Raw genomic sequence first — 15,982 nt, 5'->3', positions numbered from 1 at the left:
TAATGCGTGTAGCTGATCACGGCCTCCTCTTCGAAATAGCCGACCACGCGGTGGGCGGTCTTGGAACTGACAAGATAGAGACCGAAGAAGAACAGGTAGAAGACCCACTGCACGCCCATGATCACTGCCCGCTCGAACAGGGTCGGCTTGCTCACCTCGACGAACGTCATGAGGTGCATGCGTTCGTTCTCGGCCTCGTCCATCAGCGTCTTGATCCAGCCCTTGTCGTCGCAGATGCGGCGTAGGCACGCGAGATGCGTGATAGTGGCACCGACCATTCCCGGCACGGCCGCTACCGTTTCCAGCACCACGGCACGATGGCCGTAGCGCTTTGCAAAGAATGTGTCCGCGCACCAGCGCAGTGTCTTGGTAAAGCCGATGGCAATGCGATCCGAGAGGTCCTGCGGACGATGATGGATGCCGAGATCGACAAAGGGGGGCGTCATGTTGAAATCTCCTGTCCATGACGGCACTTAGGCCGTGTCATTTGACAGCGCCGATCTACGCGCATGCGAAGGGAGCGGAAATTTGGGTCTTCATCCTACGGAAGATACCGGAGGCGGCCGGGCCGTAGACAAGAGCCTGGAGCCGGTACTGCGTGGGCGCGCCACCGTGCCGCTGCATGCGCGGATCGATGCGCGCATGGCGACCGTCATCGCCCTCGCCGCAATCGGCGCGGGCCTGATGGGGCGGCTGTTCTTCGATCCCTTCCTGGTCAAACGCGCCACATTCATCTTCTTCGTGCCCGGAGTGGTTGCCGGGGCGGGACTGGGGGGCTTCTGGCCCGCCATGATTGCCACCGTTGCCGGTGCGGCCGCCGGGGTCTTTGCCGATGCCGTGACGGGCATGCTGCTGCTGGGCGATTTCATCGCCGCGGGTGTCTACCTCATCATGGGCGGAGCCATTTCCGCGGGCGGCGCCTGGCTTCATCGGGTCCAGGCCCGCGAAAGCGCTACCACGCGCGCTCTGGCCGAGCGCGAGGCGCATATTTCATCGATCCTGGAAACCGTGCCCGACGCCATGATCGTGATCGACGAGCAGGGCCTCATTCGCGATTTCAGCCCGAATGCGGAACGGCAGTTCGGCTGGAGCGCGGAGGACGTTGTCGGCCGCAACGTGAACATGCTGATGCCTTCGCCCTACCGCGAAGCCCATGACAGCTATCTGCAGCGCTATTACCGCACCGGCGAACGCCGAATCGTCGGCTTGGGCCGTGTGGTGGTGGGCGAACGCAAGGACGGCTCAACCTTCCCGATGGAACTGGCCGTCGGGGAAATCCGCCTGCCGGAGGGGCGGTTCTTCACCGGATTCGTGCGCGACATCACCGAGCGGCAACGGACCGAGACGCGGTTGCAGGAATTGCAAAGTGAACTGGTTCACGTCTCGCGCCTGACCGCGCTGGGCGAGATGGCGTCCGCGCTCGCCCACGAACTGAACCAGCCATTGAGCGCCATCGGAAATTACCTGATGGGCAGCCGCACGCTTCTCAAGCGTGAAGATGTGCCTGTCGAGCGCGTTGCCGATGCCGTCGACAAGGCAGGCAAGGAAGCTTTGCGCGCCGGGGAAATCATCCGCCGGCTGCGCGACTTCGTTTCGCGGGGGGAAACGGAGCGGCGACTGGAAAGTCTACCCAAGCTGCTCGAAGAGGCAAGCGCTCTGGCCCTTGTCGGCGCCAAGGACATGGGGGTCCGGGTTCGCTATGACATCGATCCCGGTATCGACCGGGTGCTGGTAGACAAGGTGCAGATCCAGCAGGTCCTGCTCAACCTCATCCGCAATGCCGTGGATGCGATGCACGCAAGCGAGGTGCGCGAACTCGGCATTTCCGTCCGGTCAGGCGGCAACGGGATGGTATCAGTCAGTGTCGCAGATACGGGGCCCGGCCTCGACGAGGAGGTGGCGAGCCAGCTCTTCCAGCCCTTTGTGACCACGAAGCCCCACGGCATGGGCGTGGGGCTTTCGATCTGCCGTACGATCGTGGAGGCCCATGGCGGCCGGATCTGGGCGGAAAGCAACGACGTGGGCGGAGCCACGTTCCACTTCACGCTTCCTCAGGTCGACAGCAAGGAATTCGAACATGCCGAGTGACGCCGTGGTCCACATTATCGATGACGACGCGGGGGCGCGCGACGCACTCGCGTTCCTGCTGGATTGCTCGGACATCCCGACGCGCACGTACGAATCTGCGAGGCAATTTCTCGATGCCGTTCCCGGGATGGAACAAGGTTGTATCATCACCGACGTGCGCATGCCCGAGATGACCGGGCTCGAGCTTGTCGAACGCCTCAAGAGCGCGGCGATCACTACTCCCGTCATCATGATCACCGGCCATGCCGACGTTCCGATGGCAATTCAGGCCATGCATGCCGGCGTGACCGACTTCATCGAAAAGCCCTTCAGTGACGAAGCCATACTTGGTGCGGTGCGTTCCGCCTTGGCGCGCCAGCAGGATCGGGACGAACTCCAGGTCGAACGTGATGCCATCCGCGAAAGACTTGCCACCCTGTCAGGCCGTGAGGGTGAAGTGATGGAAGGATTGGTGGATGGCAAAGCCAACAAGGTGATCGCCTACGACCTTTCGATCAGCGCGCGCACGGTGGAAGTCTACCGGGCCAACGTCATGACCAAGATGCAGGCCCGCACGCTTTCCGAACTGGTCCGTATGGTGATGATCGCGCGTCTGGCCTAGGGCCGCCGTCTAGGGCTTCCCGTCCGGCCTCGGTCCGATCAGCTTGGACGCATAGGCGATCACGAACAGCAGGAAAGCACCGGCCCACAAGACCCCGGCCACCAGCAGCCCCAGCATATAGTCGAACGGCATCATCGGCGCAGCAAAGCGGGCGAGCGCACCCAGGGTCATCAGCACAAAGATCGCTTGCGTCGAGCGGTTTGCCCGCAACGCATGGCCGGTATGGCCCAGCGTCGCGCGCGTCATGACCGCCAGTGTCATTGACGCCATAGCGCCCGCGCTCAGCAAGTGGAGCGATGCCGAGAAGGGAATGTACGGGAGGAAAAGGCTACTTCCCGTCAGCATCAAGCCCAGCGGCAGCCAGAGAAACGACACGTGCAGGATCAGGACCAGCGGTTCGCGAAATGCCTTGAGTCCGGACCACCGGGCAAGGCGGACGAACTGCAAAGTGCCGGCAATCACCAATAGGCCGCCTGACAGTGGCGACTGAGAGGCGAACGCCCAACCGACGAGCGCTAGCGCCGTGATCCCGATCGTGAAGTAATCGAAACGGCCTGGCTGGGTGGGCAACCCCGCCTTGACGCCTTGCTTCGAAAGCCAGTTGCGCGTGAAGGATGGAATGATCCTTCCCCCGATCAGGGCAATCAGCAGTAGCACGATCGCAAAGCCCATCCGCCAGCCGAGACCTCCCAGGACCACGCCCCCCAGGGCCTCGATCTGATCGAGGGCATCTGCGAGCGTGAAAAGCGACATGGCGACGAGTATCGGCACGTTGCGGTTTTTCGCAGCGAGAATCTCCCGCCCGATCATGAAGGTGAGTACGGCCAGGAAACCAACGTCGAGCGCGCAAGCCGTCAAGCCGCCGACCTCCGCCGAAAAAAGCATTCCCAGCCGCGCGGCGAGCCAGAGACCGGCGAGTGCAGCCAGTCTGCCGCCCGCAATCGGCAGGCGCCCTGTCCAGTTCGGCACCGCGGTGAGGAGAAAACCCGCGATCACGGCACCAAGATATCCGAACAGCATCTCGTGCCGGTGCCAGGCAAGCGGATCGAAGGCGCTTGGCAAGGTCATGATTCCGAACAATGTCGCAAGCCAGAGAGCCAACGCGATGACGGCCCAGGCCGCACCGCCCAGAAAGAACGGCCTGAAGCCGCCGCGCAACACCGGCGGCAGGCGCATCAGCCTTTCAAATCGTTCATTTTCAGGCTTCATTGTCTTTCACTCGAAACAAGAAACGGGTGGACAGATCCCAAAGAGGGAGGATCTGCCCACCCCAGGTTCACTCGGCCGGCAAGAGGTCCGGAACCGAGTGTGTTGCGTAAATACCTCGTCCGCGCAGCAGCAGCCGGGCCATGAACAGCGCCAGCAGGACCGCGCCCATGCTGAAGACGATGTCTCCCGGGACGCGCATCCACACCAGCGTCTCCATGACCCTGGAATGCACCACGGCCGGCGAACGGGCATACCAGAAGCCGTGGGTGATGCTGTGGTAGGCCTGATAGAGACCGGAAGGGACAAGGCTGAAGAACACCATCGCGCCAAGGCCCAGGTTCAGCGTCCAGAAGGTGGGTTTCAGGATTGCATCGGACCAGGCTGCTTCCCGGAAGGCCGTGCGCAGGCAGAACAGCATCAGGCCGATGCCAAGCATCCCGTAGACCCCGAACAGGGCCGCATGACCATGGCTCGGCGTGAGGTTGAGGCCCTGCACGTAATAAAGCGAGATCGGCGGGTTGATCGAGAAGCCGAGAATGCCAGCGCCGACGAGGTTCCAGAAGGAAACGGCGACGAAGAACAGGATCGGCCACTTGTACGTCTGTACCCAGGGTGCAGCCTTGGTCATCCTGTAATTGTTGAAGGCCTCCACTCCCAGCAGCGACAGCGGGACCACTTCAAGCGCCGAGAACATGGCGCCCCAGGCGATGATCGGCGTCGTCGTTCCGGCAAAATAAAGGTGGTGCAGCGTGCCGAGGATGCCGCCGGTCAGGAACACCGCTGTCGAGAACACCACCGCAGTATTGGCCGCGCGTGCCCGCACCAGTCCCAATCCGGAGAAGATCAGCGCGATCACCGCCGTGGCAAAGACCTCGAAGAAGCCTTCCACCCACAGGTGAACCACCCACCAGCGGAAGTACTCGATCATCGAGAGCGAGCTGTGCCGCCCCCAGGTGAGCGCCGCACCGAAGAACAGGCCGATGCACACGGTCGAGACGAAGACCATGGCGATCAGCCCGCGGCTTTCCGAAGGCGTCTTCAGCGCAGGCCACAGAGCCCGGCCCACGAGCGCGAGCCAAATCATCAGTCCGGCAAAGAGCAGGATGGCCCAGAAACGTCCGAGATCCACGAATTCGAGACCCATGTGCCCGAACCAGAAGTTGCCGGCACCGTGACCGAGCTTCTGCTGGATCCCCAGCCATTCGCCCGCGAACGATCCGATGACCACGATCAGCAGCGCCACCCAGAGCACGTTCACGCCGAGGCGCTGATATTTCGGCTCATGCCCGGACAACATGGGCGCCACATAGAGGCCGGTGGCCAGCCATGCCGTCGCAATCCAGAAGATGCCGAGCTGCGTGTGCCAGGTCCGGGTGAGCGCATAGGGGATCATGTCGCTCAGCGCGATGCCATAGAAGTCCTGTCCTTCCACGGCATAATGCGCGGTAATCGCCCCCAAAAGAACCTGCGTCAGGAACAGGCCGACGACGGTAACGAAGTACTTGGTAGTCGCCTTCATAGAAGGCGTGGGCGTCAGGGCCAGCAGCGGGTCGCGCGCGGGAGCCTCGGGTAGGTCCTCCTCGCCGCGACGGGCCTGATACCATGTCAGCCAGCCCACGCCCGCAATCAAGAAGAGCACCGAGGCAATCGACCATATGCCGAGCGAAGCTGAAGGGACATTGCCTACCAGCGGATCGTGCGGCCAGTTGTTGGTATAGCTGATCGCCTGTCCTGGCCGTTGGGTCACGCTGGACCAGGCAGTCCAGAAGAAGAATGCGCCCAGGTCCGCGCGATCGTGATCATTGATGAGCGTTCTTTCCGGGATCGCGTAATCGACACGCAGGCCATGAAGGGCAGTATCGCCACTGAACAGTCGCGAATAGTGCCGCGCGACGCGCGCGATCGCCAAGGCGCGATCGGCACTTACGGTGATGGTATCGGTTTCGGGATCGTAGGAATTGGCGCGCAGTTCGGTCTGGAGCCGCTGCCTGAGCGCGGCCTGCCGTTCGCGGCCGAGCTTGGCAAAGGGCATGCCGTGTTCGCGCCGCGCCCAGATGTCGAGCAGGGCCGTCGATTCCCGGTGGAGCCAGTCTGCGCCCCAATCGGGCGCGACATAGCCGCCGTGTCCCCACACGGTGCCAAGTTCCATGCCGCCCAGTGTCTGCCAGACTTCACGGCCATCCTGGATATCGGCCTTGGTGTATAAGGTCGTGCCCTGCGTGGTTGCGACCCGAGAGGGTACGGGCGGAGCCTGCATGAAGATATCCCGGCCCAGCCAGCCGAGTACGGCGAACGAGGCGCAGAATATCACGCCCAGCCACAGCCAGAGTTGTCTTGAGCTGATCATCGTGTGCCCCCGAAATCGGACGAAATACGGATGATCGCTCAGTAGATTGATGCCTTTCGGCGCAAAATTCGGGAGCGCGACCTAAGGGCCGTACCGGAGGCACCAACCGGCTTCTCGGTGAGGCTTTGACTGCTCCAAAACAGAGCTCGGCCCAACTGTCCAACGATGAGATAGCCGACTGGCCGGAGCATCAGGAAAAGCTCTGCGCCTCCTGGTACGCCGCAAGTGACAAAGCAGGCTTCTACCCTGCCCCAGTTTCGCATCGCGTTAAGGAGGCTCGTTTTTGCAACGACCAAAACGGCCGAAGCGTCGATTGCGCTGAACGCAAGCGTGTTCTCAATACCCAATGGCCGCTTATGAAGCTTATGCTGCACACAATGGTGTGTTCTCGCCACCAGCTGATTTCAGTATCGTCCCGACAAGTGGAAAACGTCCGGAAACGTCAAATTCAATCGCGGCCTCATGAGCGCCAGAACTGAATTCGCCCTGCTCTCGATTTGCGCCGAACTCACCGCCCTCCGCTGGGCCGTTGAGGAAATCCCGCGTTACTGGTAATCGCGCGCCCGCACCTCCGGTCCGGGAACTCGATGAACAACCGAAAATCCAGTCGCGAAGAGCCAGGCCCGGCCATGGCTCGCTACCTCGCGCGCATCAAACATGAGCGGGCGGAGCGACGACGCAAGATCATGATCGCCGCGGTCACGTTTCTTGCTGTCTTCACAGCGGGCATGGTCCTCACACACCGGAAAAGCGCGAGCGTGCAGGTCATTCTGGATTGCGTAAGCAGTTCCGAGTGCCCTTATTTCGATTCCTTTCGCTAGCTTTTCCTGAAGGGGCGAGGCTGCGTGAAGGTTTTTCTCCGCTACGCGAGGATCGCCCAATCCACTAGTGCGATCCTCGCTTCCCTGCTGATCAAACATGCTCGTCGCATGCCTGGACGTTGACCGACGATAGGCCGGTCAAATCCGTCAGCGTCCTTTCAGTCTCAATCAGTTACAGGTCACGCAGCGGACCGCTCCAACTTTATTGCCGTCGGTAAGATCGTTAGCCGCACCCGCAGGCGCAGCAGTGCCTGGCTCCGCAGAAGACGACGAAGCCGGAGTTACGGATTGGGGGCGAGGCGTGCCGACAACGAATTGTTGGGGCGCCGCTGGAGCCGGACCGGAAAACGCGACTGGAAGGTCCTGCTTCGTATAGGCCGTCAACTCGCGCCCTTGCGGAATCACGCCGCTGTGACCGGTAACGAAACCAGCGAACACGCCAACCGCCACAACGCCGGCCACCGTCCCCACGGTGTTGCCTTCGCCTTCCTGCCGGTAATGCCCAGACAGCGGAATTCGTTGGCCATGAACATCAACATATTCGATGTCGATCTCCATCTTCCCTGACTTTCCAAATGCTCCCTTGTTGGTGAGGTACGTGATGCGCCCCACGCCCCGGCTACCGCGGGGGATAATGACATAATTGCCCAGGCGAACGTCATGTGTGACGGTCATGTCGAAGTTGTCGCCTTCGTTCCAACGCTTCCCTTTCGTGGTGACGGTCTCGTTCATGGAAAGGGAGACCTGCGTGTTCGCCGGCAATACCGCTGCAGGCGAAGGCGCGGCTGGCGCGACAACAAGAGGCGATGGTTGCGGCGAAGCACCTTGATCATTGGCCGTCTGCGCAAGACCCACCGACGAAAACCCGGCCAGCGCCAGGATGAGCAAAATTTTCTTCATAAGTCCCCCTTTTTGCGAATCGTTATAATCCGCGAAGCATTAGCCAATTCATGCAAGCACTTATCGCCTATTGATTAACACTTTTAAGATGAAAATGTTGAAATACTCGAGAGGGGGACTTGACCAATTTTCCAAATTCATCGCTTTGAGCGCCCGAAAATGATCAAGGAGGGAAATATATGAGGTTTTTGATCGCTGTTGCTGCAGGGGCGATGTTGAGCACTCCAGCATATGCCCAGAGCTTTCCAGGAGCACGCATCGAAGCGAACCTGGGATGGGACCATCTTGCGGGAAAGGTCACCTACGAGGATTCCGCCTTTCCGGAAGACAACTTCAAGCTCAAGGACAATACCGACGGCGTCCTTTATGGCGTGACGATCGGTTACGACATGAAAGTGGCCGAGCGTATTTATCTCGGCATCGAAGGCTCGGCCGATTTCACCGACAACAAAAAATGCAGCGAGGTCTTCGGCGAAGACAGGGCCTGTTTCAAAGCCAAGCGTAACCTCGCGGCCGGCGTTCGGCTCGGAGGTGGATTATCCAAGTCGGATCTGGTCTACGTTGGCGCTGCATACGTGAACGGCAGAGCCACCATCAGCTATGACGACAATCTCGACCCATCCAATGACTTTTCCTATTCGGACAATCGAGACGGATACCGTTTGAGCGCGGGCCTCGAGCACCGTGTATCCGGCAACGTCTTCACCAAGCTCGAATATCGCTATTCCGACTACAAGGATTACAAGGCCTCTGCCGGCACCGAATCTGCGAGCCTCGGCTTTGATCGCCATCAGGTCGTGGCAGGGATCGGGGCCAGGTTCTAGGGCAAGCAAGGGAGCGCAGCCTGACATGTCACAAGCTGCGCTCCCCTCAAGTCAGCACTGTCCGGCCGATTACACGATCAGTTCCGCGGAACTTCGCTGGATGTTGAGGCCGTCGCGTGGAATTGGTAATCCCCTCGGCGGTGGCGGGGAGAGGCCTCGCCCGCAAGTCTGGCGCCGCATGTGGTCTCGTCAGGGCCGCGCATCGTCTGCATGCCCATTTCCATGGCGCCAAGTTCCATGATTTCCAGAAAGCCAGATCGTTCCCGCCCGCGGTCGCTCGGTGAAGAGTACGCTGCCAGCATCCGACGTGCTCGAGCCCGGCAGACCGTTCGCATGGCGGCCGTGGCCTTCCTCGCCGTGTTCGCTGCCGGCATGGTGGCCACGCACTGGGAAGCTGTTTCGACCACGACGGGACTGGATCGTCTCACCGCTTCCGATTGCCCATTCATGCTTGTCCATGACGGTGACACCATCCGTTGCGGCGCCGAGCGCATCCGGATCATGAACATCGATGCCCCCGAACTGGAAGGATCCCCCCGATGTTCGCTGCAGTCGATCCGGCGCCTGTCGGCCACGCATAACCCGCCATAGTGCGATAACTCGCTCGGGCTGGAATCGCGCGAGGCGATGTCCAGGTTTCTTCATCGAGGTCCGGTGAAGATCACCCGCGCCGGCACGGATCATTACGGCCGAACGCTTGCCACACTTTCGGTCAATGGGGAGGATGCCGGCGCCTATCTGATCTCGATCGGCATGGCTCGTCCTTGGAATTAGCGGGACCGCTTGGCTCAGAAGCAGTAAACGTTGGCAGTGATCAAAGCAGTTACGTCTTGCTGGAATCAGGAGGATGACTTGGCAGGTATGGAAGATGATAACCGGCCGTCCTTAAAGCTGACCGAATTGCCAGCCCTTCGCGAGATTTATCGTGTCGGAGCAACCTTGGCTGATGAAGAGCTCAGCATCACTACTAAGCGGCACCGCTTTCCGCCGGAGACGATCCGGCTGGCGGTGTGGCTCTATTTCCGGTTCACGACGAGCCTGCGCGACGTCGAGGAGATGCTCGCCGAACGCGGGATCGACGTCACCTACGAAACCGTGCGCTGCTGGGCCAACAAGTTCGGTCCGGCCATTGCCGCCAACATCCGCCGGGTTCGCAGAGGCGCCGATGACCTATGGCATCTCGGTGAGATGGTCGTGCGCATCGGGGTGCGGACCCGTGAAAGGGCCTACTTGGGCAGACAATCGATCGAGCCCACGCAGGCGAACAACGGCCTCGGCAGGGGCGTTCCGAGAGCCGGCACGGTCACGCGAATCGAGTTATCCGCCGGCGCGACCTCGCGCATTCTCCAATGGTGTGTCATAGGTCTCGGTGGTGCTGCCGCTGCAATGGGGCTCGCATCGACTGTGCACACGGCTCTCGCCTCGGTGACGGACCAGGCTTCCTTCGCCATGCAGAGCGTAAGCGCCGGACAGGTTTCTGTGAGTGAGTGAAGGCGCGCGGCAAGCTGCATTCCCAGAACCTTTGTCCCGCGGTGTACGATGCCTCGCCTGCAAGTCATAACTATTGGCGATGCTGCTCGCATGGCAAGGCGATCGTGCAGCGGACGCCCTCCGGCGCAAAGTCCAGCCGGACATCCCGCAAACCGCCATGCCTGACGATCAACCTCATGCCCAGACCTTTATGCTGCGGGACTTCCACCGCGGGACCGCCAATTTCTTGCCACGTGAGCGTGGCCTCGTTCGCCGAGACGGTCCAGTGCAGGCTAACGCGTCCGTCATCATTGGCAAATGCGCCATACTTCATGGCGTTGGTGGCCAGTTCATGAAGTATCATCGCCAAGGTAACGCCGACGTCACCGGTTATCCGGCATTCGCCGCCTCCAACATCAAATCGTTGCGGAAATGGGGAAATCGCCTCGGCGACGAGGCGCGAGAGAGAACCGCTGTTGTGACGTGTTACTCCAAGCTGACGATTGGCCCGCGCCAGGGCGTCGATGCGCCCGGACAGAGCCTTGTAGAAGACTTCCGGGTCGTCTGTCTTCGCCGCGCGTGAAGCGAGAGCCTTTACCATCTGCAGAACATTCTTCACGCGATGCTGCAATTCGACATTGAACCGTTCGGTGGTGTCGCGCTGATCCTGCAGCTCCCGCACGACCTGCTGAAGAGCCTGACCGGTCGCGATGATCAGTCCGGCCGTGGCGGCGTAGGTACTGAGGAGAACGGTATTGACAAATGCCGAAGCCTGCAGGTCGTTCATGAGAAATACGACAGCCAGGATCAAGCTGAGAACTGCTGTGCCCACGGCAACCTGCCATCGCATGACAAGCGATGACAGCACGATCACGGGAAAGAAGGTTGCCAACTGCACGCCGCCTGCGCCTCGATCCACAAACCACCGCACCACCAAGGCGAGAACTACGCTTGCTGAAGCAATGACAATCTGGGCAAACTGCGATAATTGCAGCGCTTTCCTTTGCACCAGACCCGATATTGGCATGGTGTCTCCCCCTTTGCCGCCACTTCGAACGTGTCTATGCGAAAACCCTGAAGAACGTGAAGCTGGAAATTTAATCGCCCTACGGAGGGACTGACTTGGTGCCTGATTTTCCGCCACGAGCCGAGAGTCCGGCCCTGAGTCGAGCCGGGTCCCTCTATAGTAACGAATGGAACCTAGGCCGCCTGCAGGGCCTGTCTTGCCGACAACGCGGCACTGTATTGGTCGAGCATGCCATCCGTCATCTTCTTGAGCGAATAGTCGGCTGCGCGGCACCGTGCAGCCAACCCGAACCGGATACGCAGCTCAGGCTGGCGCGCCAGTTCGGAGATAGAACGGACGAAACCGACCGCATCACAGGGCTCGACGAAATGTGCTACCCCACCCCAGAGTTCGCGAAAGATGGGAATGTCTGACAGGACGAGAGCACAGCCCGCCTGAGCAGCTTCCAGCACGCGATGTCCATATGGGGCACTCAAGGCTGCCGACACGAAGACCGGCCTATGCGCTAAGTAGGCTTGCAGGCGCCCCTTCGAGAGGTTTCCACGATATTCAAGATGGCGCACCGCTATTTCGCGCTTGTTCGGCGCCTCGCGCGGCCCTGCCGCCATAAACGGAAAATCCAGATGGGCTGCGACAGTATCCAGCAAGGAACAGTTCTTAGCCTCGTCCCACAGCCGTCCCGCCGTGAAGGCAAACGGAGCGAGCTTTGCCGCCGCCATCGGTTGCAAAGGGCATCCGTTTCTAACGACACTCACAGGTGAAACGATCTTGAAGACTTGCTGCAATTCCTCCGCGAAGGAGAGGCTCGGCACGATGACCCGATCGCACGCGTCCAGTCCCTCCTGCATTGCCACATGAGTTCTCGCCGAATTTGTGTCCTCAAATGCTGGGCTGGACCGGCACAAACTTTGATGCGCCAAACCTACGACTGGCACTGACCATTTTGCCAAGGCCGCAAGAACCGGGGAATGGACCTGGACAAGGTCGCAACCTTCCTCGTTCGCCAGCCGCGCCAATCTCAGCCCGACGGCCCGGCGGTCATCATCGTCGGAAACCGCGCCGTAAGGGGGACAAATGGGCGTCCACTTCACGCCCTGCAAGGCATCCAGATCTTGGCTTTGAGCAGCGTCAGGCGGCGTCCCCAATACTGCCAGGTTCACGTCGATCCCACGCCGGACGAGCGCTTCGGCGAGATGAATTGCGTGATGCCAACATCCCCCTACCGTCTCGACTGTCATCAACAGGCGTTTCGGAACGCGGGACGTTTGGAAAACTGGCATCTCCTCACCTCAAGACATTGAGCGTGGATTTTTGCATCCGGCTCCGGCGTGATCCGAAGCAATGCTTCGAGTACGATTTTGCGAGCATCCTCCAAGCTCGGGCCGCCACTTTGAAACCGGGCTCCTTTGTTCCCGCTTCTGCGCCCATTCGCAGGAGTTTACTCCTTATTTGGAACGTTTTACATTCGACAAAGGTTCCGCCAGAGCCCAAGACTCATTGACCATTTCAACGAAAGTTCTGACGCCCAGCTGAACGCGCTGATAGCCCCTTGATCCATTCGAGTGGGACGCAGTCCTCGACCTCGTTCGGCGCGATGGCCGATCGTGGTTCTGCTCGGTAGAGCCATTCACGCGTTCCGGATGGTCAGGCCCGACCGTGGGCCAACTTGCTGTCGGCCGCGCATGGGTCATGCAATCGAAGATAGTCCCTCGCACCAAGCGCTGCACCTTACGGAGGCGATCACGCCTCCAGCAAGACTTGCAGGGTGACTTGTCTTAGTTCCGCTTCCGAGAAAGGTTTGGCGATGCGGGGGTGAATTCGCAGCCTATCGGGCAACACACCGAAGTCATAACCTGTCATGAGAATGATCGGTATTCCAGCAGCGGACAGCTTATCGATCAGCGGAAAGGATTTGTCCGCGCCAAGCTGCACGTCGACGAGCGCGCCATCGATATCGGTTTCAGCAACGGCCATGGCTGTCTTGAGATCTCCTGCGATGCACGCCACGACCGCGCCAAGCGCTTCTATCGCTTCGGCAAGATCCATCGCTACGAGATACTCATCCTCCACGATGAGCAGGCGTTTTTTCGCCAAGGGCATTACGCCGGCCCCTGAATGGTGGGATCGAGCGGAAAATCGATGTGGCAGCACACGCCGTCATTGGTGAATTCCAACTCGCTTTCGCCGCCCATGGAATGGCTCATGCTCCGCTCGATCATGCCCGTGCCGAAGCCTTTCTTCTCCGGTGGCCCGTCTAGCGGCACGCCGCTTTCCCGCCAGACAAGCCGCAACCTATAGTCCTTGCTGACATTCCAGAACACGTCCAGCCGTCCGGTCGCATGGGAAAAGGCGCCGTACTTGACCGCATTAGTCGTGAGCTCGTGTAGCACCATCGCGACCGCTTGGGTCTGTTCGCGCGAAAGAATGACAGATATGCCGTCGATGGTGAGCCGGCCATCCGGTACCCAGCCATGGGCCTTCAATTCGAACTCGAGCAGCTTCCGGAGGTCTGCCACCCCTTTGGCCCCGCGCATCAGGAGATCCTGGGCGCGGGCTACCGATTGAAGGCGATCCTTGAATACCATGCCGAACTCTTCGACAGTCGAGCTGCGCCGCAAGGTGGCATTGGCAAGCGACTGCACATTGCCGAGGATGTTTTTCACCCTGTGCTGAACCTCGCCGATCAAGAGGCGTTGCTCTTCCTGATTCCTGACGCGGCTTGTGTCGTCGCGAATGGCCAGCAGGATGCGGTTCATGTGATCGAGTCGGCGGGCATTCAGCAGCATGGTTCGCGAACCGATGACCGGGAAATCGTGCGTCACTTCGTAGTCGTCGAAGGAATTCTCCTGGGGAAGGATCTCTTCAAGTGCTTGCCGCAACTCCGGGATATCCCACTGTCCGTTGCCGAGGTCGTAGATCTTGCACCCCACGGCATCGCCGGAATCAATCCGGAACATTTCGCAAAAGGACAGATTGACGCGCACCACTTTAAGCTCGGGGGTCAAGACGATCAGGCCTTCGCGGATGCTGTCGATCAGCTTGTCGGAGAATTCTCGCCCGGCAAGTATTTCTCCTTCCGAGCCCAGGCGTTCCGTCTCGTCGCGAATGGCAAGCAGGACGCGATTTTTGCCCTCCTGCTGCAGTTTGCGCGCGTTAAGCAGCATGATACGGCGGCCGATTGTGTCGAATTCGTGTTCGACGCGGTAGTCGGAAATGGGATCTTCGCCCTGCAAGAGGCGAGGTAACAGCTCCCTCAGTTCGGGAATGTCCCATTGACCGTTGCCGAGTTCAAAGATGCTTTCGCCTTCGGTCTGTTCCGCATTTACCTCAAACGTGCGCAGGAATGCAGTGTTCGCCAACGCTACTCGAAGGTCATCTTCAAGAACGAGCACGGCCTCGCCCATCGTATTTACTATAGCGCTGGCCATATCCGACAATTCGGCGTCCCCCATCCGAACTTTCAACTCCCTGTATTGCATACCGTGACGCATTCCCGTTCGTGGTCTTAAACGCACAAACAACGTTCAAGTTGCGATAGGGAATGCATAAACCCTCAACTTGAGGCGCTTTGCAGTGATCAGGAGTTTTCGGCCTCGCCTTCCGCACCCATCGGGCGGGTCAAGCACCAATCATGGGCGGCATACGGCTATCCTAGAACGGCATTGGCATGCCTGATGCTCGGAACGGCCGGCCCCGTAGGTTCAGCTGTTTAACCAGCCACACTTCATCGTCTGTTCGCCGGACGCGGCAAATTCGTTTTTCGCCCTGCCACAAGTCGGCATAGCGATTAGCGGATTCCAGGTGGGCGATCGTTAGCGCCTTTGCCAGGTCAGGCACCTTAAATTCTAAGGTCTTACCTAACCCAATTCGTCGTCTTCAAACTTAAGCTTGAAAGTAAAAAGGTAATGCTCCATCCGTTACGCCTCCACGTCGTTGACCGATTTTTTAATCCCTTGCCCAATGAATCGCATGCGGCGTCCCGATGATTCTTTTACTCTGGGGATTACCTCAGGTTAGCGTGGAGCAGAGCTCACTTGTGATCAAGAAAGAAAGCCCGCCGTGCGAGAGTTCGAGTCGCGTACACGGCGGGCTACCAAGGAACGGTGCGATCCCTTGGCGTTCAGGGTTAAAGGTACCGTCAAAACGTGGATAATTGGATTAAGTTCCTTCGATCGCAATAATTTTTTCGTTCTTAAGCCGCAGGCCGGCGCCACCTGCGCCGGCATCGGGATCAGCTTGATAAGCTTCCGTAGATTCTGTCCTGCGGTGGCAAAAGGGAACTCATCGCGCGCCCGTTTGGGAAGCGAATTGCCAAAATGTCACGCGGCCTCAAAGGGCGTTTAGCTTCCACGGTGTGACCCGCATTCCAAGGACGTCGATCATGGATGGCGGGATTAAAGTTTGAAGAGTCCATAGCTTTCCGCCGTGGCCAGAATGGCCACTCGGGAAATGATCGGATTCGGTTATCTTCTCCCGCCGACGATACCGGAAATTCGACCGCTTGAAGCGCTTATCTAAAACCTGCCCTTGGTGCATTGGGTTGTCGTAACCTAGCGACCGACCGTCATTGGGAACTTTGCGACCGGTAGGTCGGGAGCAGGTCTGGTCTAATGGCCTCATGCCCGACAGCTTCCTGGAAGCAACGTTCAAGGACTAGTTGCGCCAGTGTGAACCGCGCCGGGTTTGCCGGAGGCC

Annotated in this window: 14 protein-coding genes; 6 read left to right on the top strand and 8 right to left on the bottom strand. The window is 59.7% G+C overall.

What is annotated here, in order from left to right; genetic code table 11:
- On the bottom strand, window positions 1–446 hold a 446-nt coding region (locus LK12_RS22695; protein WP_039290285.1), incomplete at its 3' end, for an alternative oxidase.
- A gap of 82 nt (window positions 447–528) precedes the next feature.
- Here LK12_RS22695 and LK12_RS22690 point away from each other — a divergent pair.
- Window positions 529–2,088 (top strand): sensor histidine kinase, encoded by a 1,560-nt coding sequence (locus LK12_RS22690; RefSeq protein ID WP_331454159.1) that lies wholly within the window; start codon window positions 529–531, stop codon window positions 2,086–2,088.
- Entirely contained in the window at window positions 2,078–2,689 is a 612-nt protein-coding gene (gene fixJ, locus LK12_RS22685; RefSeq protein WP_039290283.1) for a response regulator FixJ, read from the top strand. The genes LK12_RS22690 and fixJ overlap by 11 nt, the downstream gene beginning before the upstream one ends.
- Before the next feature lie 9 nt (window positions 2,690–2,698).
- Here the strand turns inward: fixJ and LK12_RS22680 are convergent, their stop codons facing one another.
- From LK12_RS22680 to LK12_RS22665, 3 genes are all read right to left on the bottom strand, one after another.
- A complete protein-coding gene (locus LK12_RS22680; protein WP_052223733.1) occupies window positions 2,699–3,898 on the bottom strand; it encodes an NnrS family protein in 1,200 nt (399 codons plus the stop codon).
- Window positions 3,899–3,965: 67 nt separating this feature from the next.
- The gene (locus tag LK12_RS22675) at window positions 3,966–6,245 is read right to left on the bottom strand and encodes a nitric-oxide reductase large subunit (RefSeq protein ID WP_039290281.1); all 2,280 of its coding nucleotides are present in this window, start codon (window positions 6,243–6,245) and stop codon (window positions 3,966–3,968) included.
- Window positions 6,246–7,234: 989 nt separating this feature from the next.
- Complete coding sequence (locus LK12_RS22665) at window positions 7,235–7,966, bottom strand: hypothetical protein (protein WP_052223732.1); 732 nt, start codon at window positions 7,964–7,966, stop codon at window positions 7,235–7,237.
- A gap of 179 nt (window positions 7,967–8,145) precedes the next feature.
- Here LK12_RS22665 and LK12_RS22660 point away from each other — a divergent pair, with 179 nt between their 5' ends.
- The 4 genes from LK12_RS22660 to LK12_RS25385 all read left to right on the top strand — a co-directional run bounded on the left by LK12_RS22660 (window position 8,146) and on the right by LK12_RS25385 (window position 10,281).
- Entirely contained in the window at window positions 8,146–8,790 is a 645-nt protein-coding gene (locus LK12_RS22660) for an outer membrane protein (RefSeq protein ID WP_039290275.1), read from the top strand.
- A gap of 333 nt (window positions 8,791–9,123) precedes the next feature.
- Window positions 9,124–9,381 (top strand): hypothetical protein, encoded by a 258-nt coding sequence (locus LK12_RS25340; protein ID WP_331454158.1) that lies wholly within the window; start codon window positions 9,124–9,126, stop codon window positions 9,379–9,381.
- Between the two features lie 18 nt (window positions 9,382–9,399).
- On the top strand, window positions 9,400–9,564 hold the full coding sequence (locus tag LK12_RS25335) for a thermonuclease family protein (RefSeq protein ID WP_331454160.1): 165 nt from the start codon (window positions 9,400–9,402) through the stop codon (window positions 9,562–9,564).
- 165 nt (window positions 9,565–9,729) lie between these two features.
- On the top strand, window positions 9,730–10,281 hold the full coding sequence (locus tag LK12_RS25385) for a hypothetical protein (protein ID WP_407938180.1): 552 nt from the start codon (window positions 9,730–9,732) through the stop codon (window positions 10,279–10,281).
- A 70-nt stretch (window positions 10,282–10,351) separates the two neighbouring features.
- Here LK12_RS25385 and LK12_RS24060 read toward each other — a convergent pair whose 3' ends face one another.
- The 4 genes from LK12_RS24060 to LK12_RS22630 all read right to left on the bottom strand — a co-directional run bounded on the left by LK12_RS24060 (window position 10,352) and on the right by LK12_RS22630 (window position 14,715).
- Window positions 10,352–11,287: a sensor histidine kinase gene (locus LK12_RS24060; protein ID WP_082010718.1), complete on the bottom strand. Its 936-nt coding sequence runs from the start codon at window positions 11,285–11,287 to the stop codon at window positions 10,352–10,354.
- A 173-nt stretch (window positions 11,288–11,460) separates the two neighbouring features.
- Window positions 11,461–12,525: a glycosyltransferase family 4 protein gene (locus LK12_RS24395; RefSeq protein ID WP_197063635.1), complete on the bottom strand. Its 1,065-nt coding sequence runs from the start codon at window positions 12,523–12,525 to the stop codon at window positions 11,461–11,463.
- Between the two features lie 502 nt (window positions 12,526–13,027).
- Complete coding sequence (locus LK12_RS22635) at window positions 13,028–13,387, bottom strand: response regulator (RefSeq protein WP_039290272.1); 360 nt, start codon at window positions 13,385–13,387, stop codon at window positions 13,028–13,030.
- Entirely contained in the window at window positions 13,387–14,715 is a 1,329-nt protein-coding gene (locus tag LK12_RS22630) for a sensor histidine kinase (protein ID WP_269430674.1), read from the bottom strand. The genes LK12_RS22635 and LK12_RS22630 overlap by 1 nt, the downstream gene beginning before the upstream one ends.
- Window positions 14,716–15,982 lie beyond the last annotated feature (1,267 nt).

Source organism: Novosphingobium malaysiense, from assembly GCF_000802225.1.
Lineage (GTDB): Bacteria > Pseudomonadota > Alphaproteobacteria > Sphingomonadales > Sphingomonadaceae > Novosphingobium > Novosphingobium malaysiense.
This window is presented reverse-complemented; position numbering and strand designations above follow the sequence as displayed.